Origin of the sequence: Bacillus sp. RE35, from assembly GCF_052146655.1 — a bacterium.
GTDB classification, from domain to species: Bacteria; Bacillota; Bacilli; order Bacillales; family Bacillaceae_G; genus Bacillus_A; species Bacillus_A cereus.
In genome coordinates this window covers 302,501-329,425 of record NZ_CP197377.1, presented here as the reverse complement: position 1 = coordinate 329,425, position 26,925 = coordinate 302,501, and the positions used below count along the sequence as shown (strand labels likewise).

Sequence of the window (26,925 nt, the reverse complement as noted above, 5' to 3'; positions counted from 1 at the left end):
CTATTGTTTCGTCACAGGTGCAAATTTTGCTAACAAACGTTTAACACCAATTGGGCTTGGGAATGCAATATCTAATTCTTTTGCATCACCTTCACCTTTTACACTTACAACTGTACCGACTCCCCATTTTTGGTGGGAAGCTTTATCTCCTACTGCCCAGCCAATTTGTTCGCCGCCTGTCGTCTTAGCTGCAGGGCGCGCGAAAGCTGAACGAGAGCGTGTTGTCGTTGTGATTGTCGTTTTGCCGCTACTTGCCGTTCTGCCTTTTGCACCAAACGATGTTTCACGCTTTGGCGCTGTTTCATTTAATGATTCCACTAGTTCTGTCGGGATTTCTGTAATGAATCGAGACGCAGCGTTCATACTTGTTCTACCAAATAAAGTACGCATTTGCGCGTTAGATAAATATAGCTCTTCTTCTGCACGGGTAATACCTACATAAGCAAGACGACGTTCTTCTTGCATTTCATCCTCTTCCATAAGAGAACGAGTATGAGGGAATATCCCCTCCTCTAAGCCAACAATAAAGACAACCGGGAACTCTAATCCTTTCGCTGAGTGCATCGTCATTAAAATAACTTCTTCACCAGCAGTTGGGTCTTCATCTACACGATCAATATCAGCAACAAGTGCTAAATCTGTTAAGAATGCAACAAGGCTCTTATCTTCGCTTTGAGATTCAAATGTTTGCGTAACAGATAAGAACTCGTCTAAGTTTTCTAAACGACCTTCCGCTTCTAAAGAACGTTCATTTTTCAACATATCGCGATAGCCTGTTTTTTCAATAACTTCTTCTACTAATTCTGTAACAGATAAATACTCTTGCATATTTACCCAGTTATTTAATAAATTCGCAAATTCTTTTACTGCCTTTGTAATTTTTGCACTTACTCCAACATGCTCAATTTCATCAAATACAGCAGTTAATGAAATTCCGTTTTGCACACCGTAATTAATAATTTTATCGATAGAAGTCGCACCAATACCACGCTTTGGCATGTTAATAATACGTGCAAAACTAATTTCATCATCTGGATTACCGATTAAACGTAAGTACGCCAAAATATCTTTAATCTCTTTACGATCGTAGAACTTCGTACCTCCGACAATTTTGTACGGAATGTTAGATTTAAGGAAAATCTCCTCGACCATACGAGACTGAGCATTCGTACGATATAACACTGCAAAATCAGTATATTTTCGTTTCCCCATTTGAATATCGTCACGAATTTTTTTCGCAACAAAATACGCTTCGTCCTTTTCAGTTGCAGCACGATAATACGAGATTTTACTTCCAACTTGATTGTCTGTCCATAATTTCTTCGGCTTACGATTCGTATTTTTTTCAATAACAGCATTCGCTGCATTTAAAATATTTTGTGACGAACGATAGTTTTGTTCTAACAAAATTACTTGTGCATTCTCATAGTCTTTTTCGAACGACAAAATGTTAGAAATATCTGCACCACGCCAGCGATAAATAGACTGGTCAGAGTCACCTACAACGCAAAGATTTTTAAAACGCGCTGCCAAATGTTTAACAAGAAGATATTGCGCTTTGTTCGTATCTTGATACTCATCAACGTGAATATATTGGAACTTACGCTGATAAAACTCTAATACTTCTGGAACACGTTCAAATAACTGAATCGTGGTCATAATTAAATCATCAAAGTCTAATGAATTATTTTTCAAAAGACGTTTTTGATACTCTGTGTATACATCGCTCGTTAATTTTTCATATGGATCAGCCATTGTAATTTTTTTTGCATATTTATCCGCAGATAACAGTTCATTTTTCGCATTACTAATACCCGCTAAAATAGAGCGCGGCTCAAATTTCTTCGGATCAATATTGCGCTCTTTCATAATTTTTTTGACTACAGTAAGCTGATCGCCTGAATCTAAGATTGTAAAGTTACGATTAATACCAATACGATCGATATCCCGTCGTAAAATACGTACACACATAGAGTGGAACGTCGAAATCCAAATATCTTCTGCTTCTGGTCCCACAAGTGTATCAATACGCTCACGCATTTCACGAGCTGCTTTATTTGTGAAGGTAATAGCTAGTACATTCCATGGTGCTACACCTTTTTCACCAAGTAAATACGCAATACGATGTGTTAACACACGTGTCTTACCACTACCTGCACCTGCCATTAATAGAAGTGGTCCATTCGTTGTTTGAACTGCTTTTTGTTGCTGTGGATTTAAACCGTTTAATAATCTATCTGTCATACTCATATACGCCTGCACCTACTCTCCTTTTACTGCTTTAACTGTTTTTAACGCCAATTTTATATCATCATAAATAATATTTCCAACAACTACTGTATCAGCATATTGTGCCATTTCTTTCGCCTGTTCTGCATTAGAAATACCACCGCCATAGTATAACTTAGCTTGTTTCAATTCTGCTTTTACATTTTTAACAAGTTCAACATCTCCATACGTACCGCTATATTCTAAATAAAATATCGGTAAATGTAATAACTTGTCTGCTAAACGAGCATATGCAATAACGTCATCTTCTGTTAAATCACATTTCGCTTCTGTAAGCTGGGCTACTTTCGCTTCTGGATTTAAAACACAATACCCTTCCATAAAAATTTCGTCCCAGTCCATAATATCCCCAAATTCTTTCAATGCCTCATGATGAACACCTGTTACCCATTCTACTTTTCGGCTATTTAAAACACTTGGGATGTAATAAAAATCAAATCCTGGTGTAATTGCTTCTACATCAGAAACCTCTAATACACAAGGAACTGCATATCTACGAATGCTAACTAGCATGTGTAATACGTTATCAATTGTAACTCCATCACTTCCGCCTACAATAACCGCATCAGTTCCAGACTCACAAATCATTTCTAAATGTTCATCGCTTAACTCCTTATTTGGATCAAGCTTAAATACATGTTTCCATCCGGAAATATCGTACATGAAAACACCCTTCCTTTTCTCTAGTTATATATATTTCTGTTCAAAATAACAGTTTATTTTCATCATTATTGTTTTAACTTCATCTTAAATATTTGTTTAAAACGGAGAATTAAGTTTGGAATTACCTCTTCCATATTTTTTAAACTAGAGGATTTAATTTTGAAGTTCCTTTTATGCATTCTTTCATTATAACAAAAAAAGTTACTTACACACACGCACATTCCAACATCTTTTTCCACGTCAAATGTTGGATTACATATCCCAAAAATCAAACGGGATACTAATAAAAGAAATAGTATTATCTATTTCAACTTTCATAAAAAGGAGTGTTTTTCTAATGAAGCAAAATATCGGGACAATAAACGCTCTAATTCGAATTACACTTGGGCTTGTCCTCTTCGGATGTAGTGCAACTAAACTTGTACGCAAGCCGTGGTGCACTTGGTCTAACATTTTTCTATGGATTGGTGCAATGAAAGTTGCAGAAGGAATTGTTCGTTTCTGCCCTGTTGTTGAAATGTGGAAATTCGGAAAATACATGAATATGGGGGCATTTAAAATGCCTAGCATGAATTTTGCTGAAAAAGGACATGCTAAAGAAGAAGTGAATCAAACTTCCACTCATGACAAGCCAAAGTCAAAAGGAAGTTATGACGCTTCTGACAAAGAGATTGAGTCAGCGATTGAAAATATAATCCTGGCAAAACCGCTTTGAATCATTTGTCACGATGCAAGATGCTCTCAAAGGGACTTAGCTGCTGCAGTGGGCGGTTAAGTCTTCTTTATTTTACCATAAAACAGAACGTACATTCTCTTTTTCAGCCTTAAAATGTATATAAAAGATATCAATCAATAAAATTCAGAAAATTAGGTGCATACCTCTTGCTTAAAATGATATAAAAGTGATATCATTTTTATATCAGGAGGCGATCATATGAAAGAAAAACAAGTATTTTATGTAAATGGTTTTCTCGGTATTATTGGAATTTTGATTTTAGCTGCTATCGGTGTATTTTTCCTTGCACAAGAAATTTTCATAGGAGCGGCACTAACTATTATATTAGCCGCAGTTCTCGCTACAGGTATCGGTATTGTTCAACCGAATCAAGCGAAGGTTATTACGTTCTTCGGTAATTATTTAGGAACAATTCGTCAAAACGGTTTATTTTTAACGATTCCGTTCGCATTCCGTCAAACTGTATCTTTACGTGTTGAAAACTTTAACAGTAAAAAATTAAAAGTAAATGACGTTGATGGAAATCCAATTGAAATTGCAGCTGTTATCGTATATAAAGTTGTTGATTCTGCAAAAGCAATGTTTGGTGTTGAACATTATGATCGATTTGTAGAAATTCAAAGCGAAACGGCAATCCGCCATGTTGCAACAAAATATCCTTATGACAATTTCCAAGATGAAACCTGCGTTACATTACGCGGAAATACTGAAGAAATCTCTGAAGAATTAAAACGTGAGTTAGAGGCGCGTCTTGAAATTGCTGGTGTAGAAGTATTAGAAACTCGTTTAACGCACTTAGCTTACGCAACAGAAATTGCCCATGCAATGCTACAACGCCAGCAAGCAAAAGCAGTATTAGCTGCTAGAAAAGAAATTGTTGAAGGTGCTGTGAAGATGGCGAAAGATTCCATCCATATGTTAGATGAAGAAGGCGTACTAGAACTCGATGACGAGCGTAAAGCAAATATGGTAAACAACTTATTAGTTGCCATCGTTTCAGATAAAGGTGCGCAACCAGTTATTAATACAGGAAGCCTATACTAAGGGCTATAAGTAATTATGGCTAAAAAGAAAAGCTTTCCATTACGTATTGATCCTGAATTACACGCAGTCATCGAAAAATGGGCAAATGATGAATTTCGTAGCGTCAATGCACACATCGAGTATTTACTTCGAGAAATGGCAAAGCAAAAAGGGAAATTAAAAAAAGATAAAGATGCATAAAAAATCCCGCTGATTCCTCAGCGGGATTTTTACATATTAACTTTTCGTCATCTCATGCCCAATTGCACGATATCCTATATCACTTCGATAAAATAGACCATCACTCTCAATTTTACCGATTTCTTTATATACGTTATCTTTTGCTTCTTGTAAACTATTTGCCTTACAAGCAACAAATAATACACGGCCACCGTTCGTTACAAAGTCCCCATGTTTCATTGCTGTACCTGCATGGAAAACAATCACATCTTGCAGTGCATCTAGTCCACTAATAATATCACCTTTTTTATATGCTTCTGGATATCCTTTAGAAGCAAGTACAACACCGATTACAGCTTCTTCTGACCATTGTAACGTTAGTTCACTTTCATCTAATACAGCGTTACATACGTCAACTAAATCATTTTCTAAGCGAGGTAATACAACTTCTGTTTCAGGATCACCGAAGCGTGCATTAAATTCAATTACCTTCGGACCATCATTTGTTAAAATAAGACCTGCGTATAAAATACCTGTAAACGAACGGTTTTCTGCAATCATCGCCTTAGCAGTTGGATGTAATACGGTTTGAATCGCTTCTTGAACTGCTGATTCTGGAATTTGTGGTACTGGAGAATATGCACCCATTCCGCCCGTATTTGGACCTTTATCACCATCAAAAGCTCTTTTATGATCTTGGGCGATTACCATTGGATGTACAGTTGTTCCATTCACGAATGCCATTAATGAAAATTCTTGTCCATCTAAAAACTCTTCAATAACGATCTTCTTACTTGCCGCGCCGAATTTCACATCTTGTAGCATTTCTTTCACAGCTTGTAATGCCTCTTCAAGCGTCATTGCTACCGTTACCCCTTTACCCGCAGCTAGGCCGTCAGCTTTAATAACGATTGGTGCACCAACTTTTTGAATGTACTGTACTGCTTCTTCATAATCTGTAAAAGTTTCGTACGCCGCAGTTGGAATATCATACTTTTTCATAAGCTCTTTTGTAAAAGCTTTACTACCTTCAATAACAGCAGCCGCTTTATTCGGACCAAATACGCGAAGTCCCTCTTCTTTAAAACAATCAACAATTCCATTCATAAGCGGAATTTCTGGTCCAACGAAAGTTAACTCAACATTATTCTCTTTTGCAAATAAAACTAATGCATCAAAATCATTTTCATCAATATCAACTGGTGTTGCAACATCTCTCATACCTTCATTACCTGGTGCTACATATACCTTTTCTACTTTTTCAGATTGTGCAAACTTCCAAGCTAAAGCATGCTCACGCCCACCGCGGCCAATTACTAAAACATTCATATTTCATCCCCCAATAATTAAATAAGTACAAACTAGAAGCTATGCTCCTAGTTTGCTTTTTCATATCAATAAAAGGTTATCTCGACCGGACTTTTTAAACATCCTCTATTAGTGTTTGAAATGACGTACGCCAGTGAACACCATAGCAATCCCATACGTATCTGCCACTTTAATAGAATCTTCATCACGGATTGATCCGCCTGGTTGAATGATTGCTGTAATTCCTGCTTTTGCTGCTTCTTCTAATGTATCTGGCATTGGGAAGAAAGCATCAGATGCAAGTGCGCTACCTTGTGCTTTTTCACCAGCTTGTGTAATTGCGATTTTTGCAGAACCTACACGGTTCATCTGTCCCGCACCGACGCCAATTGTCATGTCATCTTTCGCTAAAACAATTGCGTTTGATTTCACATGTTTTACAACTTTCCAAGCTAGTTTTAAATCTTTCCATTCTTGCTCTGAAGGTTCACGTTTCGTTGGAATTGAAATTGTACTTTCATCTAATGATAACGTATCTTCTTCTTGAACGAGAAGTCCACCTTGTACAGAAGTTAGTTTTTTGCTTGCACTTGTCGCTTTTTCAATATTTATAGTTAATAAACGTAAGTTCTTCTTACTTTGCAACACTTCTAAAGCTTCTTGCGAGAACGAAGGTGCGATAACAATTTCTAAGAAAATTTCATGTAACTTTTCTGCTGTAGCTTTATCAATTTCACGATTTGCTGCAATAATACCGCCGAAAATTGATACTGGATCTGCTTCATAAGCGCGAGTATATGCTTCGTGAATATCAGTTCCTACTCCAACACCACATGGATTCATATGTTTTACTGCTACTACTGCTGGTTCTGTAAATTCTTTTACGATGCTAAGTGCTGCGTCTGCATCATTAATATTGTTATACGATAATTCTTTACCGTGTAATTGTTCTGCGTATGCAACAGAAGAAGTTGCTGCGAATGGCGCTTTATAGAAAGTTGCCTTTTGATGTGGGTTCTCGCCATAACGTAAGTCTTGCTTTTTCTCAAATGTCACAGTTAATGTTTCTGGACTTTCTTCACCCATTTGCTCTGTTAAGTAGTTAGAAATTAACGCATCATACGCTGCTGTATGACGGAATACTTTCGCTGCTAGTTTACGTTTTGTTTCCTCTGCTACTTCACCGTTCTCTTTCAGTTCTGCTAACACAATATCATAATCTACTGGATCTACAATTACAGATACGAATTTATGATTTTTCGCAGCAGAGCGAATCATTGTCGGGCCACCGATATCAATATTTTCAATTGCATCAGCAAATGTTACATCAGGCTTAGCGATTGTTTCTTTAAATGGATATAAGTTAACAACAACAAAGTCAATTGGCTCCATACCTAATTCATTCATTTGTGTTACATGTGTTTCATTATCACGAACTGCTAATAGACCACCATGAATATTTGGATGTAACGTTTTCACACGTCCATCCATAATTTCAGGGAAACCAGTTACTTCAGAAATACCAATTACTTGTAAACCGTTTTCTTCTAATAACTTTTTCGTACCACCTGTTGAAATAACTTCAATCCCTTGTTCTAGTAACCCTTTAACAAATTCTACTACTCCTGTTTTATCTGAAACACTTACTAATGCACGCTTTTTCATTTATCCTTCACCCCTGGTTGTATGTTAGTTAACAGTTGATTCTTTCACAGACTGAACAATTTGATTTACTGTATTTACGTATAATTTATGTTCAACTTGTTGAATTTTCTTTTGTAAACTTTCTCTCGTATCCCCTTCAGAAACAACCACTGCTTCTTGCGCAATAATTGGCCCTGTATCCATACCTGCATCTACATAATGAATTGTTACTCCAGTTACTTTCACACCTGCTTCTAACGCTTGACCGACAGCATCTTTACCCGGAAAGCTCGGTAGTAATGATGGATGAATATTAATAATCTTCCCGCCGTATGCTTCTAGTAACGTCGGCCCGATTAACCGCATATATCCAGCTAAAATAACATAATCAATTTCATATTCTTCTAGCTTCTTTAATATCTCTTTTTCAAATGCTTCTTTTGACTCATATGCTTTCGCTGAAAAAGCAAAACACGGAATATGATGATAATTTGCCCGTCCAACAGCGCGTGCTTCTGGTTTATCACATACTAATAAACTAATTTCTGCATCCAATCTTTTTTCTTCTACCGCATTAACGAGAGATTGAAAGTTAGATCCGCTTCCAGAAGCAAAAACTGCTAATCTACTCATAGTGCTGTGCCCCCATTAAAAGTAACGCCAGCTCCTTGTATAGTACGTCCAATAATACGAGCCATTTCTCCTTGCTCTTCAAGAAGACGAACAACATCTTTTGCATCTTCTTCCTTCACTGCTACTACCATACCAATACCCATGTTAAAAATATTGAACATTTCTTTTTCTTCCAGTTTTCCAACTTCTTGAAGCAAACTAAAGATCGGCTGAATTTCCCAAGATCCTAGTTCAATCTCGGCACCGATTCCTTCTGGCAACATGCGTGGAATATTTTCAATAAATCCACCACCTGTAATATGCGCCATACCGTATACTTCATGTTTCTTCAATAGTTCTAAAATAGGTTTGACATAAATTTTCGTTGGTTTTAATAATTCTTCACCAAGAGGTAGTTCTAAGCGGCCATAAATACGCTCTAAAGATAGTTCCCCATCTTCTAGTAACACTTTTCGTACTAAAGAGTAACCATTGCTATGAATACCGCTAGATGCTAAGCCAATTAGCACGTGACCAGCTTCAATCTTTTCACCTGTTACAATTTTCTTTTTATCAACAATCCCAACTGTAAAACCAGCTAAATCATATTCTTCCGTAGAATACATTCCTGGCATTTCAGCTGTTTCTCCACCGATTAATGCACAACCAGCTTGGCGACAGCCCTCTGATATACCTTTGACGATGTTTTCAATTTTACTAGGTTCAGCTTTACCACAAGCAATATAATCAAGGAAGAAAAGCGGCTCTGCTCCTTGGACAACAATATCATTTACACACATTGCTACTGCATCAATACCAATTGTGTCATGTTTATCTGCCATAAAAGCGAGCATCAATTTCGTTCCCACGCCATCTGTTCCAGATACTAATACAGGTTCTTCTAATGCAAATTTTGATAGATCAAACATACCTCCAAAACCGCCTAAACCGCCTAGTACTTCTTTTCTCATAGTTGTTTGTACGTGTTTTTTCATGCGAGATACCGCTTCATATCCAGCTTCAATATCTACTCCTGCTTGCTTATATGCATTCGCCATCGTTATTTACACCTCGTCTTTTAATTTCTCCCCATCCAGGGCGGGCTATTTTAAGAAAGGAGCTAGCTTCTACATCAAAAGAAGTAGAAGCTTGTTTCACTTTTCTTATTTCATACTTTCTAAAAGCTCTTGCTCATAATCATAAAGAGCTGTTGGATAGTCCCCATTAAAGTAAGCCATGCATAGGCCACCATATTTCCCTTCATATGGACGTCCAATTGCATCTACTAATCCATCTTCGCTTAAAAATGTTAAAGAATCTGCTCCGATCATTTCACGGATTTCTTCTACTGTATGATTTGCTGCAATTAATTCTTTTCTCGTTTGAATATCAATGCCATAGAAACATGGATATTTCAGAGGTGGTGAAGCAATTCTTACGTGAACTTCTGTCGCTCCAGCTTCACGAAGCATACGAACAATTCGTTTACTTGTCGTTCCTCTTACGATAGAGTCATCAATCATAACAACTCGTTTCCCTTCAACTACACCTCTTACTGCGGAAAGCTTCATCTTAACCCCTTGCTCTCGCAGTTCCTGAGAAGGTTGAATAAACGTACGTCCAACGTAGCGATTTTTAATTAATCCTAACTCATATGGAATACCTGTTGCCTCCGCATAGCCAATCGCAGCTGAAATACTAGAGTCTGGTACACCAGTAACAACATCTGCTTCAATAGGAGCTTCTGCCGCTAAACGTTTCCCCATATTCTTACGTGCTGCATGAACGTTAACGCCTGCAATATTAGAATCTGGTCGTGCAAAGTAAATGTATTCCATACTACAAATTGCATGTTCTACATCGTTTGTGAAACGATCTACGTGAATTCCTTCATCATTAATGATAAGTAATTCACCCGGTTCTACATCACGAATGTATGTTGCACCTACTACATCAAAAGCACATGTTTCAGATGCTACAACGTAAGCATCCCCCATCTTTCCAATTGAAAGCGGACGGAACCCATTCGGATCTAATGCAACGATCATTTCATTTCCAGTTAGTAAAAGATACGCAAACGCACCTTTCACTTTGTTTAAAGCTTCTTTTACACTTTCAATTAAAGAATCTTTCGTACTACGTTTAATAAGATGTAAAAGTACTTCTGTATCTGAACTAGTTTGAAAAATACTGCCCTCTGCTTCTAATTCACGACGAAGCATTTTTGCGTTAATTAAATTTCCGTTATGAGCTAACGCCATACTATGATCGGAAAAACGGAACAACAATGGTTGAACGTTAGCAACTTCACTTCCACCAGCCGTTGCATATCGTACATGTCCGATCGCTGATTTTCCATTTAATCCTTCTAGCTCACCTCTTGAAAACACTTCTGATATTAAACCTAACCCCTTGTGACCGACGATTTTTTCCCCATTATTTACGACAATGCCTGCGCCTTCTTGCCCACGGTGCTGTAAACTGTGCAATCCGTAGTATGAAACTTGTGCTGCATTTTCATGCCCCCAAATTCCGAAAACGCCACATTCTTCGTTTAACCCCTTTATTTCAGCAAGCATGGGATTGCCCCTTTCCAAGCCTTTCTCATTTCATCTACATTTGCTGTAAGTAATACTTCATTTTCTTCATTATGAATTGTTACTTCATTTGTACTTGTTACTTCTCCAACTTGGATTGCTTCTACCACTTTCTCAAACGCCTCTTTATTTTCACGTTTTACAGTTATCACGAAGCGAGACTGTGATTCAGCGAATAATGCTGCTGTTGCTTCTCCATCTAATTTCACAGTAGCACCTAAGCCTTTAGCACCAATTGCACTTTCTGAAATCGCAACTGCTAAACCACCTTCAGCAACATCATGTGCAGATTGAACAAGACCAGCTTGAATTGCTTCTAATACTTGTTTTTGGCGTTTTAATTCTACATCTAAATCGATACTTGGTGATTGACCGAAAATTTTGCCGTGAATCATTTTCTGTAATTCACTTCCGCCAAACTCAGCTTTCGTCTCACCAATTACATACACTAAATCACCAGCTTGCTTAAACTCTTGTGTTGTTACATGTTTTAAGTCATGCACAAGTCCGACCATCCCAACAGTTGGTGTTGGATATACAGCTTCACCACTACGCTCGTTATACATCGATACGTTTCCGCCGATAACTGGTGTTTGTAATGTGCGACAAGCTTCACTCATACCGTCTACTGATTTCTCAATTTGCCAGAAGATTTCTGGTTTTTCTGGGTTACCGAAGTTTAAGCAATCTGTAATTGCAAGTGGCTCTCCGCCAGAACATACGATATTACGCGCTGCCTCTGCTACTGCAATTTTACCGCCCATCTCTGGGTCTAGATAAATGTAGCGAGAGTTACAATCTGTCGTCATTGCTAATCCTTTTTCTGTACCGCGTACACGTACAACTGCAGCATCTGAACCTGGCGTAACAACTGTGCTTGTGCGAACTTGGTAATCGTATTGATCGTATACCCACTCTTTACTTGCAATTGTTGGTTGCTGTAATAAAGCGAATAACGTTTCTTTATAATTTTCTACTTTTGGCGTTTCCATTTTCATTGCTTGGAATTCAGCAAAGTATGCTGCTTCTTTTGATGGCTTATGATAAATTGGTGCTTCTTCTGCTAAAGCATCTGCTGGAACTTCAGCTACCTTTTCACCTTTATGGAATAAACGAAGCATTTTATCTTCTGTTACTTTCCCCATCGTAACCGCTGCAAGACCATACTTCTCAAATAAATCTACTATTTCTTGTTCTCTACCTTTTTTCACGACAATTAACATACGCTCTTGTGATTCAGATAGCATCATTTCATATGGTGTCATTCCTGTTTCACGCTGTGGTACATCATCTAAGTACATTTCAATACCCATTCCTGCTTTACTTGCCATTTCTGCAGATGATGATGTTAAACCAGCCGCACCCATATCTTGAATTCCAACAAGTGCATCAGATTGAATTAATTCTAAACACGCTTCAATAAGAAGTTTTTCCATAAATGGATCCCCTACTTGAACCGCTGGACGTTTCGCTTCTGAGCTTTCAGATAGTTCTTCCGACGCGAATGTTGCACCGTGAATACCGTCACGACCAGTTGATGCTCCTACGTACATTACTGTGTTACCAGCACCATGTGCTTGCCCTTTTTTAATGTCTTCGTGGTTAATCAAACCTACGCACATTGCATTTACAAGTGGATTTCCTTCATAACATGGATCAAATTGTACTTCGCCGCCAACAGTCGGAATACCGATGCAGTTACCGTATCCTGCAATTCCTGCTACTACTTCTTCGAATAAATATTTCACACGTGGTGACTGTAATTCACCGAAACGAAGTGAGTTTAATAGAGCTACCGGACGTGCTCCCATAGAGAATACGTCACGAATAATACCACCAACACCTGTTGCAGCTCCTTGATATGGTTCAATAGCTGAAGGATGGTTATGACTTTCCATTTTAAATACAACTGCTTGATTATCACCGATATCTACAATTCCAGCACCTTCCCCAGGCCCTTGTAGAACACGCTCACCTGTTGTTGGGAATTTTCGAAGCACTGGTTTTGAATTTTTATAACTACAATGTTCAGACCACATTACAGAGAATAACCCTGTTTCTGTATAATTTGGCAGACGACCTAAAATCTTTTCAACCATGGCAAACTCTTCGTCTGTTAACCCCATTTCCGCATATATACGCTCTTCTTTAATTTGTGTTGGATTTGGTTCAAGCATTAACGACATATGTTTCCCTCCACTGTTTTAAGATAGATTGAAAGACTTTTAACCCTTCAGCACCGCCAAGTAATTCATCTACAGCACGCTCTGGGTGCGGCATCATACCAAGTACATTTCCTTTTTCATTTACAATACCAGCAATATCTGAAACGCTACCGTTAGGGTTTTCTACGTAACGGAATGCGATTTGATTGTTCTCTTCTAATTGTTTAAGAGTCGCTTCATCACAATAGTAATTCCCCTCACCATGCGCGATTGGAATATTAATTATTTCATCTTTTTCATATTGTGATGTAAACATCGTTTCATTATTTTCAACACGTAACTGAACAGTGCGACACATAAATTTTAAGTTTTCGTTTCTTATTAACGCTCCTGGTAGTAATCCTGATTCAACAAGAATCTGGAATCCATTACATACACCTAAAATCGGCTTTCCTTGCTCAGCAGCTTTTTGCACTGCTTTCATTGCATTAGCAAAGCGAGAGATAGCACCGCAGCGTAAGTAGTCACCATAAGAAAATCCACCTGGTAGTAGAATTGCATCATATTCATCTAAATTCTCTGTATCGTGCCAAACGTAATCTACTTCTTCGCCAAGCTCATCTTTAATTGCATGGAACATATCGACATCACAGTTCGAACCCGGAAATACTATTACGGCAAATTTCACTGTGCGACAACCTCCTCAACTTCATAACGGAAGTCTTCCATTACAACGTTCGCTAATAGTTTTTCACACATTTCTTTTACCTTGCTATCTAAATCAGATACAGATTTATCAATTGTTAGTTCCATGTACTTTCCGATTCGAACGTCTTGTACTTCTGTGAATGAAAGACTATGAAGTGCTCCTTTTACTGCTGTTCCTTGTGGATCTAATACGCTTTCTCTTAATGTTACATATACCTTAACTTTATACATGTGAAATTCCCCCTAAACGTTTTAAAATCTCTTCATAAGCATCTGTTAAATTTCCAAGATCACGACGGAATACGTCTTTATCAAACTTTTCATTGCTCGTTTCATCCCATAAACGGCAAGTATCTGGTGAAATTTCATCCGCTAAAATGATTTCTCCTTCTTCCGTTACACCAAACTCTAATTTGAAATCTACTAATCTTACACGACAGCTTGCGAAATGATCAATCAACACTTGATTGATTTGTAGAGCCATATCTCGTAATACACTTACTTGCTCTGGCGATGCAACGTTTAATACACGAATATGATCTTCCGTTACAAGCGGATCTCCTAAATCATCATCTTTGAAGTAAAATTCTACGATTGGTTCTGCAAGTACAGTTCCCTCTTCCATTCCTAATCGTTTTGAAAGACTTCCTGCAATTACATTTCTTGTGACAACTTCTAAAGGAATAATACTCACTTTTTTAACAAGTTGTTCTGTTTCAGATAACTTCTCAACAAAGTGTGTTTTAATTCCAACTTCTTGTAACTTTCTGAACAATAAAGTTGTAATTTCATTGTTCAAACGACCTTTTCCTGTAATCGTCTCTTTTTTCTCCCCATTGAAAGCAGTCGCACTATCTTTGTACTCTACCCAAACCATATCTGCTGATTCTGTACGATAAATTCTTTTTGCCTTACCTTCATACAGCAATTCTAGCTTTTGCATTTCGCAAGCCCCCTGTAGTTTGAAAAATGTGAATAATATTTTTATAAAGAATGGCACAGAATGACTCTATTCTGTGCCATATGAAATTTTATGCTTCGTTTAATCCAAGGCGTTCAAAGATTGTATCAACGTGTTGCATATGATGCTCATAGTTGAAGCATTCATTAATTTCTTCTTGTGTTAACTTGCTTGTAATACGCTCATCAGCTTCTACAAGCTCTTTAAATTGTACTTGTGTTTCCCAAGCTTCCATCGCTTTAGGCTGTACGATATCATAAGCTTCTTCACGTACCATACCTTTGTCGATTAGTGTAAGCATTACGCGCTGAGAATAAATTAAGCCGTATGTTCTTGTCATATTACGTTTCATATTCTCTGGGTATACAGTTAAGTTTTTAACAATATTACCAAAGCGATTTAACATGTAATTTAATGCGATTGTAGCATCTGGTAAAATTACGCGTTCTGCCGAAGAGTGAGAAATGTCACGCTCATGCCATAATGGAACATTTTCGTAAGCTGTCATCATATAACCGCGGATAACACGAGCTAAACCAGTCATATTTTCAGAACCAATTGGATTACGTTTATGTGGCATTGCAGAAGAACCCTTTTGACCTTTTGCGAAAGCTTCTTCAACTTCACGTGTTTCACTCTTTTGTAAACCACGAATCTCAACTGCCATCTTTTCGATAGATGTTGCAATTAGTGCAAGTGTTGACATGTAGTGTGCGTGACGATCACGTTGCAATGTTTGTGTTGAAATTGGTGCTGCTTCTAATCCTAAATTTTCACAAACATATTTTTCTACGAATGGATCGATATTTGCATATGTACCAACCGCACCAGATAGTTTACCAACACGAACTGTATCAGCAGCTTGTTTGAAACGCTCTACGTTACGTTTCATCTCTTCATACCAAAGACCAAGTTTTAAACCAAATGTCGTTGGTTCTGCATGAACACCGTGTGTTCTTCCCATCATGATTGTGTATTTATGCTCTTTCGCTTTGTTAGCTAAAATGCTTACAAAGTTCTCTAAGTCTTTTAATATAATTTCATTCGCTTGTTTTAAGATGTAAGATAATGCTGTATCTACTACATCTGTAGATGTTAAACCGTAATGAACCCATTTACGTTCTTCGCCTAATGCTGGCGTTTCTGATACAGCACGAGTGAATGCAACTACGTCATGACGTGTTTCTTTTTCAATTTCATAAATACGATCAATATCAAATGATGCATGTTCACGAATTTTTTTAACATCTTCTTTTGGAATATCGCCAAGCTCAGCCCATGCTTCACAAGCTAAAATCTCAACTTCTAACCACGCTTTAAATTTGTTCTCTTCCGTCCAAATCGCACCCATTTCAGGGCGTGTATAACGACTAATCATCTTTTTCCCTCCAACAGTTGTTCTTGATGGTCCCAAATATGCAAACTCTTCGCTTTTTCTAGAGCGACTTCAATATTATCATTTAAAATATTAACATGCCCCATTTTTCGCTGTGCTTTTGCTTCTTCTTTTCCATACAAGTGTAAATAGCACCCGGTTAATCTATTCACTTGTCTTAGGACCCCTTCTATATGTTCGCCTAAAATGTTTACCATGACAACTGGTTTTAACAAATTTGTTTCTCCTAGAGGTAAATTACAGATTGCTCGAATATGTTGACCAAATTGACTCGTTTCACATGCATCCTGTGTATAGTGTCCTGAATTGTGAGGTCTTGGCGCTAATTCATTAATATAAATCTCACCATTATCTGTAGCAAACATCTCTACAGCTAGTGTTCCCACAAGTTCTAATTCATCCGCAAGTACCTTTGCATACGCAATTGCTTTTTGAGAAAGCTCTTCTGTAATGCGAGCTGGAACGATAGATTCATGTAAAATGTTATTTACATGAATATTTTCTGCTACTGGAAACACTTTTGTTTCACCACTTACACTACGAATCACAATAACTGATACTTCTTTTTCAAAAGGCACCCATTTCTCTAAAATACATTCTGCTTTATCCACAAGATTTCTTGCTGCCTCAACATCAGCTTCACTTCTTAAAACAACTTGCCCTTTCCCATCATATCCACCTGTCGTCGTTTTTAAGACGGAAGGGAATGATAACCCAGCAATTGCTTCTGTAAGCTGATCTTGATTTTGAACTAATCTATACGTTGCTACTGGTAACCCAGCCTTCTCAATCGCATTCTTTTCTGTAAAACGATTTTGTGTTGTATTTAACAACTGACTACCTTGTGGTAAGTACGCATGTTTTTCAAGCCATTGTAAACATCTATAATCAATATTCTCAAATTCATATGTGACAACATCACTTATCTCTGCTAAATGCTGAATTGCTTTTAAATCATCATATGGTGCAACAATTTCAATATCAGCAACTTGTGCACATGGTGAATGCTTTGTAGGATCTAAAACAGCAATTTTATATCCCATCTCCTTAGCTGCCAATGCCATCATTCTTCCTAGCTGGCCGCCTCCAATAATACCGATTGTTTTTCCAGGTAAAATGATTCTCGTCATACTAGCTCACTACCTTCACGCACATCTTTTTCAATCGCTTCTCGTCTCAATTCTAATGCATCATGTATATCATCATGAAATGATCCAAGTATTTGTGCGGCAAGTAATCCAGCATTCGTTGAACCGGCTTTACCAATTGCAACAGTTGCAACTGGAACACCTCCTGGCATTTGGGCGATGGATAATAATGAATCTAAGCCGTTTAATGCTTTTGATTGAACTGGAACTCCAATTACAGGAAGATTTGTCTTCGCTGCAACCATTCCTGGTAAATGTGCTGCTCCACCAGCTCCAGCAATAATAACTTTCAATCCACGTTCACGAGCCGTCTCTGCATATTCAAACATATAATCCGGAGTCCGATGAGCGGATACAACTTTTTTCTCATACGGTATATTTAATTCATCTAAAATGTCACAAGCATATTTCATTGTTTCCCAGTCTGACGTACTTCCCATTATGACTCCAACTAGTGATTTCATATTAGAATCCCCCCGATTCAAATAAAAAAAGCCTGAAATAGAACAGTTTCTCTTTTACTATGAGAGAAAGCGCTCTACTCAGGCATACGTATCCCTTGTGAATAGAAAAATACCGAGTGACTTTCCCTCATAGTCTAACGAATAACGGTCGTTAGGTAGAGACTTGCAGGCCATATCCCCGCGATTATATGAGGTCTTATATTATTGTTTCTATGGCTATATTAACAATATTTCATAAACAATGTCAATAAATAATCGAATGTTTTTTTATTAGCAGTCAATAACGTTCGTGTTTTAGTTATATTCAAAAGAAGAATTGCAACTATATACAAGAAGAAAAGGGAATTAGAATATATATTTCTAGAGATCTATTTTATGTATTTATCGTTTAAATAGCACTTCAGTATGTTTTTAATCAAAATATATACACTCTTGTATTATTATAACGATTTAATTTCTAAGGAGGATAACTGTTAAAGAAAGAACTTTGCTATTATCCTATTTATTTTTCTCTATTGCAGTAATTTCTGTAATTATTAAATATTTATTTATAGCATCTCATTATTTAAAATATATACTTATGATAGAAATAATGTGTCCTATTTTAAGTATTACTTTAGCGACATTAGGAAAATCAGGAACACAAAAAATCATTACTATTATTTTAAAGAGTCTCTACTTCATTCTTTTTTCGTCTGTAGCTTTATTAAATTTACGGATTATAGCATTCGGTAAATAAAAATAAACACAAAAAAACCTAAGTCAAAATAACTTAGGTTCTTGCTTGGCGACGTCCTACTCTCACAGGGACAAGGTCCCAACTACCATCGGCGCTAGAGAGCTTAACTTCCGTGTTCGGTATGGGAACGGGTGTGACCTCTCTGCCATCATCACCAAACTATGAAGGCATATTCCTTCAAAACTAGATAACATTGCTACATATTATATGGTTAAGTCCTCGATCTATTAGTATTCGTCAGCTCCACATGTCACCATGCTTCCACCTCGAACCTATCAACCTGATCATCTTTCAGGGATCTTACTAGCTTACGCTATGGGAAATCTCATCTTGAGGGGGGCTTCATGCTTAGATGCTTTCAGCACTTATCCCTTCCGCACATAGCTACCCAGCTATGCCCTTGGCAGAACAACTGGTACACCAGCGGTGCGTCCATCCCGGTCCTCTCGTACTAAGGACAGCTCCTCTCAAATTTCCTACGCCCACGACGGATAGGGACCGAACTGTCTCACGACGTTCTGAACCCAGCTCGCGTACCGCTTTAATGGGCGAACAGCCCAACCCTTGGGACCGACTACAGCCCCAGGATGCGATGAGCCGACATCGAGGTGCCAAACCTCCCCGTCGATGTGGACTCTTGGGGGAGATAAGCCTGTTATCCCCGGGGTAGCTTTTATCCGTTGAGCGATGGCCCTTCCATGCGGAACCACCGGATCACTAAGCCCGACTTTCGTCCCTGCTCGACTTGTAGGTCTCGCAGTCAAGCTCCCTTATGCCTTTGCACTCTACGAATGATTTCCAACCATTCTGAGGGAACCTTTGGGCGCCTCCGTTACACTTTAGGAGGCGACCGCCCCAGTCAAACTGCCCACCTGACACTGTCTCCCGGGTCGATAAGACCCGTAGGTTAGAATTTCAATACAGTCAGGGCGGTATCCCACCAGCGCCTCCACCGAAGCTAGCGCTCCGGTTTCAATGGCTCCCGCCTATCCTGTACAAACTGTACCAAAATTCAATATCAGGCTACAGTAAAGCTCCACGGGGTCTTTCCGTCCTGTCGCGGGTAACCTGCATCTTCACAGGTACTATAATTTCACCGAGTCTCTGGTTGAGACAGTGCCCAAATCGTTACACCTTTCGTGCGGGTCGGAACTTACCCGACAAGGAATTTCGCTACCTTAGGACCGTTATAGTTACGGCCGCCGTTTACTGGGGCTTCAGTTCAGAGCTTCGCTTACGCTAACCCCTCTCCTTAACCTTCCAGCACCGGGCAGGTGTCACCCCCTATACTTCGCCTTACGGCTTCGCAGAGAGCTGTGTTTTTGCTAAACAGTCGCTTGGGCCTATTCACTGCGGCTTTCCGTTAAGAAAGCACCCCTTCTCCCGAAGTTACGGGGTCATTTTGCCGAGTTCCTTAACCAGAGTTCTCTCGCACACCTTAGGATTCTCTCCTCGCCTACCTGTGTCGGTTTGCGGTACAGGCACCTTTTATCTCGCTAGAAGCTTTTCTTGGCAGCGGGGAATCAAAGACTTCGCTCCATAAGGAGCTTCCCCATCACAGCTCAGCCTTTACGATAAGCGGATTTGCCTACTTATCAGCCTAACTGCTTGGACGTGCACAACCAATCGCACGCTTCTTCTATCCTTCTGCGTCCCTCCATTGCTCAAACGATAAAGAGGTGGTACAGGAATATCAACCTGTTGTCCATCGCCTACGCCTGTCGGCCTCGGCTTAGGTCCTGACTAACCCTGAGCGGACGAGCCTTCCTCAGGAAACCTTAGGCATTCGGTGGACGGGATTCTCACCCGTCTTTCGCTACTCATACCGGCATTCTCACTTCTAAGCACTCCACCAGTCCTTCCGGTCTGACTTCACTGTCCTTAGAACGCTCCCCTACCACTGATACCATTGGTATCAATCCGCAGCTTCGGTGGTGTATTTAGCCCCGGTACATTTTCGGCGCAGAGTCACTCGACTAGTGAGCTATTACGCACTCTTTAAATGGTGGCTGCTTCTAAGCCAACATCCTAGTTGTCTAAGCAACTCCACATCCTTTTCCACTTAATACACACTTTGGGACCTTAGCTGGCGGTCTGGGCTGTTTCCCTTTTGACTACGGATCTTATCACTCGCAGTCTGACTCCTAAGGATAAGTCATTGGCATTCGGAGTTTGACTGAATTCGGTAATCCGATGAGGACCCCTAGTCCAATCAGTGCTCTACCTCCAAGACTCTTACACTTAAGGCTAGCCCTAAAGCTATTTCGGGGAGAACCAGCTATCTCCAGGTTCGATTGGAATTTCTCCGCTACCCACACCTCATCCCCGCACTTTTCAACGTGCGTGGGTTCGGGCCTCCATTCAGTGTTACCTGAACTTCACCCTGGACATGGGTAGATCACCTGGTTTCGGGTCTACGACCACGTACTAAACGCCCTATTCAGACTCGCTTTCGCTGCGGCTCCGCCTCTTCAGCTTAACCTCGCACGGGATCGTAACTCGCCGGTTCATTCTACAAAAGGCACGCCATCACCCGTTAACGGGCTCTGACTATTTGTAGGCACACGGTTTCAGGATCTCTTTCACTCCCCTTCCGGGGTGCTTTTCACCTTTCCCTCACGGTACTGGTTCACTATCGATCACTAGGGAGTATTTAGCCTTGGGAGATGGTCCTCCCAGATTCCGACGGAATTTCACGTGTTCCGCCGTACTCAGGATACATTCAAGAGAGAACGAAGTTTCGACTACGGGGTTGTTACCCTCTACGACGGACCTTTCCAGGTCGCTTCGTCTACCTCGTTCCTTTGTAACTCCGTATAGAATGTCCTACAACCCCAAGAGGCAAGCCTCTTGGTTTGGGCTATGTTCCGTTTCGCTCGCCGCTACTCAGGAAATCGCATTTGCTTTCTCTTCCTCCAGGTACTTAGATGTTTCAGTTCCCTGGGTCTGTCTTCCTTACCCTATGTATTCAGATAAGGATACCATACCATTACGTATGGTGGGTTTCCCCATTCGGAAATCTTCGGATCAAAGCTTACTTACAGCTCCCCGAAGCATATCGGCGTTAGTCCCGTCCTTCATCGACTCCTAGTGTCAAGGCATCCACCGTGCGCCCTTTCTAACTTAACCAAACTAAAAATTAAAAAATATGAGCTACACTGTTATCTAGTTTTCAAAGAACATACATTTATATATGAGAGATAGTTCTCTCAAAACTGAACAAAACGAAACACGGAAACTTATATTGATGAACAGCGTTCATCAATTCTCCATAGAAAGGAGGTGATCCAGCCGCACCTTCCGATACGGCTACCTTGTTACGACTTCACCCCAATCATCTGTCCCACCTTAGGCGGCTGGCTCCAAAAAGGTTACCCCACCGACTTCGGGTGTTACAAACTCTCGTGGTGTGACGGGCGGTGTGTACAAGGCCCGGGAACGTATTCACCGCGGCATGCTGATCCGCGATTACTAGCGATTCCAGCTTCATGTAGGCGAGTTGCAGCCTACAATCCGAACTGAGAACGGTTTTATGAGATTAGCTCCACCTCGCGGTCTTGCAGCTCTTTGTACCGTCCATTGTAGCACGTGTGTAGCCCAGGTCATAAGGGGCATGATGATTTGACGTCATCCCCACCTTCCTCCGGTTTGTCACCGGCAGTCACCTTAGAGTGCCCAACTTAATGATGGCAACTAAGATCAAGGGTTGCGCTCGTTGCGGGACTTAACCCAACATCTCACGACACGAGCTGACGACAACCATGCACCACCTGTCACTCTGCTCCCGAAGGAGAAGCCCTATCTCTAGGGTTTTCAGAGGATGTCAAGACCTGGTAAGGTTCTTCGCGTTGCTTCGAATTAAACCACATGCTCCACCGCTTGTGCGGGCCCCCGTCAATTCCTTTGAGTTTCAGCCTTGCGGCCGTACTCCCCAGGCGGAGTGCTTAATGCGTTAACTTCAGCACTAAAGGGCGGAAACCCTCTAACACTTAGCACTCATCGTTTACGGCGTGGACTACCAGGGTATCTAATCCTGTTTGCTCCCCACGCTTTCGCGCCTCAGTGTCAGTTACAGACCAGAAAGTCGCCTTCGCCACTGGTGTTCCTCCATATCTCTACGCATTTCACCGCTACACATGGAATTCCACTTTCCTCTTCTGCACTCAAGTCTCCCAGTTTCCAATGACCCTCCACGGTTGAGCCGTGGGCTTTCACATCAGACTTAAGAAACCACCTGCGCGCGCTTTACGCCCAATAATTCCGGATAACGCTTGCCACCTACGTATTACCGCGGCTGCTGGCACGTAGTTAGCCGTGGCTTTCTGGTTAGGTACCGTCAAGGTGCCAGCTTATTCAACTAGCACTTGTTCTTCCCTAACAACAGAGTTTTACGACCCGAAAGCCTTCATCACTCACGCGGCGTTGCTCCGTCAGACTTTCGTCCATTGCGGAAGATTCCCTACTGCTGCCTCCCGTAGGAGTCTGGGCCGTGTCTCAGTCCCAGTGTGGCCGATCACCCTCTCAGGTCGGCTACGCATCGTTGCCTTGGTGAGCCGTTACCTCACCAACTAGCTAATGCGACGCGGGTCCATCCATAAGTGACAGCCGAAGCCGCCTTTCAATTTCGAACCATGCGGTTCAAAATGTTATCCGGTATTAGCCCCGGTTTCCCGGAGTTATCCCAGTCTTATGGGCAGGTTACCCACGTGTTACTCACCCGTCCGCCGCTAACTTCATAAGAGCAAGCTCTTAATCCATTCGCTCGACTTGCATGTATTAGGCACGCCGCCAGCGTTCATCCTGAGCCAGGATCAAACTCTCCAATAAAGTTAGTTTGTCTAGCATCTAAAATAAAAATTGACGTTTCACGTTGTTTGTTTCGTTCAGTTTTCAAAGAACTACTTGGTCGCTCATTTGCGACTTCCTTATGTTAACATCTTCGTTAGTTAATGTCAACTAAGTTTTTTTATTTCGTTTGTCGCTTGCGACGTTATTGTCATCGGCGACTTGTCCTATATTACACCTCTATATAATAATAGTCAATAATAATCTTTCATTTTTTTAAAAAAGATGAAAAAGACTCTCATACCCCCCTTTTATTTCTCATACATATCAATAAGATAACTGAAAGGAGTGTAGAACTTGTTCAATCCTTCTTTATTACACATCATAAGCTCCCATTCAAGAAGCCCACACTATCATAGGAAGTTTCCAATCATTCTATTTTGGAGTCAAAAAAGCGGCTGTACTTCTCTTGCTAAGTGGTTCTTTTACCAGATTGATTTATTACAAACCGCTCTAAGCTATAGTCCTTTCATTCATAATTATGAATATGATATATACAAAAGTACACCTGCCTATAGTGTACGACTAGGAGTAGCGTTACGAGAAAAACAAAAAGAAACTTTTAAACTTGTTCGTAACCCTTATAGGAGAGCAGTCAGTTCTTTCGTGTCCTTAATTGGACCTCCTTATATGGAAAATCCCGAATGGAAACCCATCCGAAAGTTTTTATATCAAGATGAAAATTCCACCAAAGGGATCTCATTTAAACAATTTTTATACTATCTATTTATAAAAGGGGCTCACGCAAGTGATATTAACCCACATTTCACACAACAATATATAGCTGGTGAAGAAGAATATGTGACCAATTATATATACTTAGAAAACTTCGATCACGAAATGAAAGAATTAGAAAAGCGTTTCGAATTAAAAACCGCACCAATAAATGAGTTCTCAACATCATGGCATCATCAAACTCCCGCCATGATTTATAAAGGGAATTTTAGCGAAGGCGATATTACTGATCCTTTATTTCCACGTCATCCAACTTTTGAAAGCTTTTATGATACTGAATGTATACAACTTGTCCAAACAATATTTCAAAATGATTTCGACACATATAAATACAGCAAAGAATATCCATACTAACTTTAGTCTATTATCTTTGCTAAATAAAAAAGATACCTCATATATAAGGTATCTTTTTAACATTTCAATTATATAAATCATACTGTTTAACAGTCTCTATTCTCCACCTTGTTACCTTTTAATAGATTACATAACTTTTGCTTATCCGCCCATCCTACTCCGATTAAAACTAAACTCGCTCCCATTATTACTCTCCATGTCAGAGATTCATTTAATAGAATAATTGAAGTAACAATACTTATTAATGGTAATGCATTTAAATATAATCCGCTTACTGATGCTGAAACTCTCTCTAGCGCTTTATTCCAAAACCAATATGCTAAAATTGTTGCTCCAATAACAAGGTATATTACACTAAGTCCCGTTTTCCAAGTTTCAACCTTTGGAAGACCGTAATAAAAAATTTCTATCAGTGCAAACGGTAAGAGAATAACAGCTCCAATAATTAAAGTTAATGTTGTAAAAACCTCGTTTGATAAATACTGTTCTTGTTTTGGTCGTTTTAGCAAAACTGTGTAGAAAGCAAATAGAAAAGTACTTAATAATATTAGTATATCCCCTATTAAGGACACTTCTTGATTAGCACTTTTAGATGGAATCGTAATAAAGAGTACTCCTATAGCACCCAATATAATTCCTATCCAATAATTCAATCGAATTTCCTCTTTTAAAAAGAGTGCTGAAAAAAGAATTGTAACCAATGGTAACGCAGCATCTATAATACTCACATGTAATCCACTGGTTAAAGAAATGCCGTAGGATGTAAACATAAAATAACCAGCTACACCGGTAAAAGCTAACAAACTCATTCTTTTCCATGGAACTTTTTTATGTACAACTGATTTTTGTAGTTCCTTAAATGAGAATATCATACAAATTCCACCTGCAAAGAAAAGACGAATAAATAACAAAGTAAACGGCTGAATAGATTCTAACGCCCATTTTGTTGGCGCAATGGCTGTACCCCATAATATAACAGCCACTAATAACATGCATATTTCTTTCATAATTCCCCACACCCATCAAAAATATATGTTAACTACCTTAATTATAGATTTTTTCTAATGTAAAATCCTTTAAAAGCACAAAAGGTTATGTAAGATCACAAACATTCTTTTTACATCTGGACTATATTCTTGAAAAGGTAATTCTTACCTTTAAATTTAAAATAATAAAATAAACACAAAAAAACCTAAGTCAAAATGACTTAGGTTTTTGCTTGGCGACGTCCTACTCTCACAGGGACAAGGTCCCAACTACCATCGGCGCTAGAGAGCTTAACTTCCGTGTTCGGTATGGGAACGGGTGTGACCTCTCTGCCATCATCAACCAAACTATGAAGGCATATTCCTTCAAAACTAGATAACATTTGCTACATATTATATGGTTAAGTCCTCGATCTATTAGTATTCGTCAGCTCCACATGTCACCATGCTTCCACCTCGAACCTATCAACCTGATCATCTTTCAGGGATCTTACTAGCTTACGCTATGGGAAATCTCATCTTGAGGGGGGCTTCATGCTTAGATGCTTTCAGCACTTATCCCTTCCGCACATAGCTACCCAGCTATGCCCTTGGCAGAACAACTGGTACACCAGCGGTGCGTCCATCCCGGTCCTCTCGTACTAAGGACAGCTCCTCTCAAATTTCCTACGCCCACGACGGATAGGGACCGAACTGTCTCACGACGTTCTGAACCCAGCTCGCGTACCGCTTTAATGGGCGAACAGCCCAACCCTTGGGACCGACTACAGCCCCAGGATGCGATGAGCCGACATCGAGGTGCCAAACCTCCCCGTCGATGTGGACTCTTGGGGGAGATAAGCCTGTTATCCCCGGGGTAGCTTTTATCCGTTGAGCGATGGCCCTTCCATGCGGAACCACCGGATCACTAAGCCCGACTTTCGTCCCTGCTCGACTTGTAGGTCTCGCAGTCAAGCTCCCTTATGCCTTTGCACTCTACGAATGATTTCCAACCATTCTGAGGGAACCTTTGGGCGCCTCCGTTACACTTTAGGAGGCGACCGCCCCAGTCAAACTGCCCACCTGACACTGTCTCCCGGGTCGATAAGACCCGTAGGTTAGAATTTCAATACAGTCAGGGCGGTATCCCACCAGCGCCTCCACCGAAGCTAGCGCTCCGGTTTCAATGGCTCCCGCCTATCCTGTACAAACTGTACCAAAATTCAATATCAGGCTACAGTAAAGCTCCACGGGGTCTTTCCGTCCTGTCGCGGGTAACCTGCATCTTCACAGGTACTATAATTTCACCGAGTCTCTGGTTGAGACAGTGCCCAAATCGTTACACCTTTCGTGCGGGTCGGAACTTACCCGACAAGGAATTTCGCTACCTTAG

The 26,925-nt window shown here is 40.0% G+C and carries 20 protein-coding genes, 5 rRNA genes and 1 riboswitch (1 of these 26 running past the window's edge); of the genes, 5 read left to right on the top strand and 20 right to left on the bottom strand.

Features of this window, described 5'->3' with window-relative positions; genetic code table 11:
- Both pcrA and ACTL4X_RS01795 read right to left on the bottom strand, forming a co-directional pair.
- Complete coding sequence (gene pcrA, locus ACTL4X_RS01800; protein ID WP_002164784.1) at nucleotides 1-2,250, bottom strand: DNA helicase PcrA; 2,250 nt, start codon at nucleotides 2,248-2,250, stop codon at nucleotides 1-3.
- A 12-nt stretch (nucleotides 2,251-2,262) separates the two neighbouring features.
- Nucleotides 2,263-2,952: a heptaprenylglyceryl phosphate synthase gene (locus tag ACTL4X_RS01795; protein WP_000272098.1), complete on the bottom strand. Its 690-nt coding sequence runs from the start codon at nucleotides 2,950-2,952 to the stop codon at nucleotides 2,263-2,265.
- A 337-nt stretch (nucleotides 2,953-3,289) separates the two neighbouring features.
- Here ACTL4X_RS01795 and ACTL4X_RS01790 point away from each other — a divergent pair, with 337 nt between their 5' ends.
- The 3 genes from ACTL4X_RS01790 to ACTL4X_RS01780 all read left to right on the top strand — a co-directional run bounded on the left by ACTL4X_RS01790 (nucleotide 3,290) and on the right by ACTL4X_RS01780 (nucleotide 4,912).
- A complete protein-coding gene (locus ACTL4X_RS01790) occupies nucleotides 3,290-3,667 on the top strand; it encodes a YgaP family membrane protein (protein WP_000812346.1) in 378 nt (125 codons plus the stop codon).
- 219 nt (nucleotides 3,668-3,886) lie between these two features.
- A complete protein-coding gene (locus ACTL4X_RS01785; protein WP_000660669.1) occupies nucleotides 3,887-4,732 on the top strand; it encodes an SPFH domain-containing protein in 846 nt (281 codons plus the stop codon).
- Nucleotides 4,733-4,747: 15 nt separating this feature from the next.
- A complete protein-coding gene (locus ACTL4X_RS01780; protein ID WP_001085171.1) occupies nucleotides 4,748-4,912 on the top strand; it encodes a toxin-antitoxin system HicB family antitoxin in 165 nt (54 codons plus the stop codon).
- Between the two features lie 36 nt (nucleotides 4,913-4,948).
- Here ACTL4X_RS01780 and purD read toward each other — a convergent pair whose 3' ends face one another.
- From purD to purE, 12 genes are all read right to left on the bottom strand, one after another.
- Complete coding sequence (gene purD, locus ACTL4X_RS01775) at nucleotides 4,949-6,220, bottom strand: phosphoribosylamine--glycine ligase (RefSeq protein ID WP_086400867.1); 1,272 nt, start codon at nucleotides 6,218-6,220, stop codon at nucleotides 4,949-4,951.
- 108 nt (nucleotides 6,221-6,328) lie between these two features.
- A complete protein-coding gene (gene purH / locus ACTL4X_RS01770; protein ID WP_000745439.1) occupies nucleotides 6,329-7,864 on the bottom strand; it encodes a bifunctional phosphoribosylaminoimidazolecarboxamide formyltransferase/IMP cyclohydrolase in 1,536 nt (511 codons plus the stop codon).
- A gap of 24 nt (nucleotides 7,865-7,888) precedes the next feature.
- Nucleotides 7,889-8,476, bottom strand: a complete 588-nt coding sequence (gene purN, locus ACTL4X_RS01765) for a phosphoribosylglycinamide formyltransferase (RefSeq protein WP_000088589.1) — start codon at nucleotides 8,474-8,476, stop codon at nucleotides 7,889-7,891.
- Nucleotides 8,473-9,513 (bottom strand): phosphoribosylformylglycinamidine cyclo-ligase, encoded by a 1,041-nt coding sequence (purM, locus tag ACTL4X_RS01760; RefSeq protein ID WP_001262439.1) that lies wholly within the window; start codon nucleotides 9,511-9,513, stop codon nucleotides 8,473-8,475. Before purM ends, purN begins: the two co-directional genes overlap by 4 nt.
- Nucleotides 9,514-9,618: 105 nt before the next feature.
- Nucleotides 9,619-11,034, bottom strand: a complete 1,416-nt coding sequence (gene purF / locus ACTL4X_RS01755) for an amidophosphoribosyltransferase (RefSeq protein ID WP_000879025.1) — start codon at nucleotides 11,032-11,034, stop codon at nucleotides 9,619-9,621.
- Nucleotides 11,019-13,238 (bottom strand): phosphoribosylformylglycinamidine synthase II, encoded by a 2,220-nt coding sequence (gene purL, locus ACTL4X_RS01750; RefSeq protein ID WP_000055564.1) that lies wholly within the window; start codon nucleotides 13,236-13,238, stop codon nucleotides 11,019-11,021. The genes purF and purL overlap by 16 nt, the downstream gene beginning before the upstream one ends.
- Nucleotides 13,222-13,905: a phosphoribosylformylglycinamidine synthase subunit PurQ gene (gene purQ / locus ACTL4X_RS01745; protein WP_000666774.1), complete on the bottom strand. Its 684-nt coding sequence runs from the start codon at nucleotides 13,903-13,905 to the stop codon at nucleotides 13,222-13,224. The genes purL and purQ overlap by 17 nt, the downstream gene beginning before the upstream one ends.
- Nucleotides 13,902-14,156: a phosphoribosylformylglycinamidine synthase subunit PurS gene (purS, locus tag ACTL4X_RS01740; RefSeq protein ID WP_000278823.1), complete on the bottom strand. Its 255-nt coding sequence runs from the start codon at nucleotides 14,154-14,156 to the stop codon at nucleotides 13,902-13,904. The genes purQ and purS overlap by 4 nt, the downstream gene beginning before the upstream one ends.
- On the bottom strand, nucleotides 14,149-14,868 hold the full coding sequence (purC, locus tag ACTL4X_RS01735; RefSeq protein WP_001170544.1) for a phosphoribosylaminoimidazolesuccinocarboxamide synthase: 720 nt from the start codon (nucleotides 14,866-14,868) through the stop codon (nucleotides 14,149-14,151). Before purC ends, purS begins: the two co-directional genes overlap by 8 nt.
- A gap of 88 nt (nucleotides 14,869-14,956) precedes the next feature.
- Nucleotides 14,957-16,264, bottom strand: coding sequence for an adenylosuccinate lyase (gene purB, locus ACTL4X_RS01730; protein ID WP_000625682.1), 1,308 nt, complete (start codon nucleotides 16,262-16,264; stop codon nucleotides 14,957-14,959).
- Complete coding sequence (gene purK / locus ACTL4X_RS01725) at nucleotides 16,261-17,412, bottom strand: 5-(carboxyamino)imidazole ribonucleotide synthase (RefSeq protein ID WP_000196774.1); 1,152 nt, start codon at nucleotides 17,410-17,412, stop codon at nucleotides 16,261-16,263. The genes purB and purK overlap by 4 nt, the downstream gene beginning before the upstream one ends.
- Entirely contained in the window at nucleotides 17,409-17,894 is a 486-nt protein-coding gene (purE, locus tag ACTL4X_RS01720) for a 5-(carboxyamino)imidazole ribonucleotide mutase (protein ID WP_000839365.1), read from the bottom strand. The genes purK and purE overlap by 4 nt, the downstream gene beginning before the upstream one ends.
- A 110-nt stretch (nucleotides 17,895-18,004) precedes the next feature.
- Nucleotides 18,005-18,106, bottom strand: a riboswitch (purine riboswitch).
- A gap of 275 nt (nucleotides 18,107-18,381) precedes the next feature.
- On the opposite strand from purE, the gene ACTL4X_RS01715 reads away from it, so the two are divergent.
- Nucleotides 18,382-18,633 carry a hypothetical protein gene (locus ACTL4X_RS01715; RefSeq protein WP_000927500.1) on the top strand — a complete coding sequence of 84 codons (252 nt, stop codon included), beginning with the start codon at nucleotides 18,382-18,384 and terminating at the stop codon, nucleotides 18,631-18,633.
- A gap of 43 nt (nucleotides 18,634-18,676) precedes the next feature.
- Here the strand turns inward: ACTL4X_RS01715 and rrf (ACTL4X_RS01710) are convergent.
- From rrf (ACTL4X_RS01710) to ACTL4X_RS01700, 3 genes are all read right to left on the bottom strand, one after another.
- Nucleotides 18,677-18,792: ribosomal RNA gene (gene rrf / locus ACTL4X_RS01710) — 5S ribosomal RNA — on the bottom strand.
- 48 nt (nucleotides 18,793-18,840) lie between these two features.
- Nucleotides 18,841-21,762: ribosomal RNA gene (locus ACTL4X_RS01705) — 23S ribosomal RNA — on the bottom strand.
- Nucleotides 21,763-21,908: 146 nt separating this feature from the next.
- Nucleotides 21,909-23,460: ribosomal RNA gene (locus ACTL4X_RS01700) — 16S ribosomal RNA — on the bottom strand.
- The 16S, 23S and 5S rRNA genes sit together here, the layout of an rRNA operon.
- Nucleotides 23,461-23,775: 315 nt before the next feature.
- On the opposite strand from ACTL4X_RS01700, the gene ACTL4X_RS01695 reads away from it, so the two are divergent.
- Complete coding sequence (locus tag ACTL4X_RS01695; RefSeq protein WP_000483018.1) at nucleotides 23,776-24,567, top strand: sulfotransferase family 2 domain-containing protein; 792 nt, start codon at nucleotides 23,776-23,778, stop codon at nucleotides 24,565-24,567.
- 86 nt (nucleotides 24,568-24,653) lie between these two features.
- On the opposite strand, the gene ACTL4X_RS01690 is transcribed toward ACTL4X_RS01695, so the two are convergent.
- The 3 genes from ACTL4X_RS01690 to ACTL4X_RS01680 all read right to left on the bottom strand — a co-directional run.
- Nucleotides 24,654-25,574, bottom strand: coding sequence for a DMT family transporter (locus ACTL4X_RS01690; protein WP_000658270.1), 921 nt, complete (start codon nucleotides 25,572-25,574; stop codon nucleotides 24,654-24,656).
- 210 nt (nucleotides 25,575-25,784) lie between these two features.
- A 5S ribosomal RNA gene (gene rrf, locus ACTL4X_RS01685) occupies nucleotides 25,785-25,901 on the bottom strand.
- 49 nt (nucleotides 25,902-25,950) lie between these two features.
- Nucleotides 25,951-26,925, bottom strand: a 23S ribosomal RNA gene (locus tag ACTL4X_RS01680); it runs 1,947 nt beyond the window's last position.

What these genes read in the sequence shown, in the direction of transcription:
- ACTL4X_RS01790 (WP_000812346.1), top strand. Translation starts at nt 3,290, where the DNA reads ATGAAGCAAAATATCGGGACAATAAACGCTCTAATTCGAATTACACTT.
- ACTL4X_RS01780 (WP_001085171.1), top strand. Translation starts at nt 4,748, where the DNA reads ATGGCTAAAAAGAAAAGCTTTCCATTACGTATTGATCCTGAATTACAC.
- purC (WP_001170544.1), bottom strand. Translation starts at nt 14,868, where the DNA reads ATGCAAAAGCTAGAATTGCTGTATGAAGGTAAGGCAAAAAGAATTTAT.
- purF (WP_000879025.1), bottom strand. Translation starts at nt 11,034, where the DNA reads ATGCTTGCTGAAATAAAGGGGTTAAACGAAGAATGTGGCGTTTTCGGA.
- purE (WP_000839365.1), bottom strand. Translation starts at nt 17,894, where the DNA reads ATGAAATCACTAGTTGGAGTCATAATGGGAAGTACGTCAGACTGGGAA.
- purH (WP_000745439.1), bottom strand. Translation starts at nt 7,864, where the DNA reads ATGAAAAAGCGTGCATTAGTAAGTGTTTCAGATAAAACAGGAGTAGTA.
- ACTL4X_RS01795 (WP_000272098.1), bottom strand. Translation starts at nt 2,952, where the DNA reads ATGTACGATATTTCCGGATGGAAACATGTATTTAAGCTTGATCCAAAT.
- purL (WP_000055564.1), bottom strand. Translation starts at nt 13,238, where the DNA reads ATGTCGTTAATGCTTGAACCAAATCCAACACAAATTAAAGAAGAGCGT.
- purB (WP_000625682.1), bottom strand. Translation starts at nt 16,264, where the DNA reads ATGATTAGTCGTTATACACGCCCTGAAATGGGTGCGATTTGGACGGAA.
- ACTL4X_RS01785 (WP_000660669.1), top strand. Translation starts at nt 3,887, where the DNA reads ATGAAAGAAAAACAAGTATTTTATGTAAATGGTTTTCTCGGTATTATT.
- pcrA (WP_002164784.1), bottom strand. Translation starts at nt 2,250, where the DNA reads ATGAGTATGACAGATAGATTATTAAACGGTTTAAATCCACAGCAACAA.
- purK (WP_000196774.1), bottom strand. Translation starts at nt 17,412, where the DNA reads ATGACGAGAATCATTTTACCTGGAAAAACAATCGGTATTATTGGAGGC.
- purS (WP_000278823.1), bottom strand. Translation starts at nt 14,156, where the DNA reads ATGTATAAAGTTAAGGTATATGTAACATTAAGAGAAAGCGTATTAGAT.
- purM (WP_001262439.1), bottom strand. Translation starts at nt 9,513, where the DNA reads ATGGCGAATGCATATAAGCAAGCAGGAGTAGATATTGAAGCTGGATAT.
- purN (WP_000088589.1), bottom strand. Translation starts at nt 8,476, where the DNA reads ATGAGTAGATTAGCAGTTTTTGCTTCTGGAAGCGGATCTAACTTTCAA.
- purD (WP_086400867.1), bottom strand. Translation starts at nt 6,220, where the DNA reads ATGAATGTTTTAGTAATTGGCCGCGGTGGGCGTGAGCATGCTTTAGCT.
- ACTL4X_RS01690 (WP_000658270.1), bottom strand. Translation starts at nt 25,574, where the DNA reads ATGAAAGAAATATGCATGTTATTAGTGGCTGTTATATTATGGGGTACA.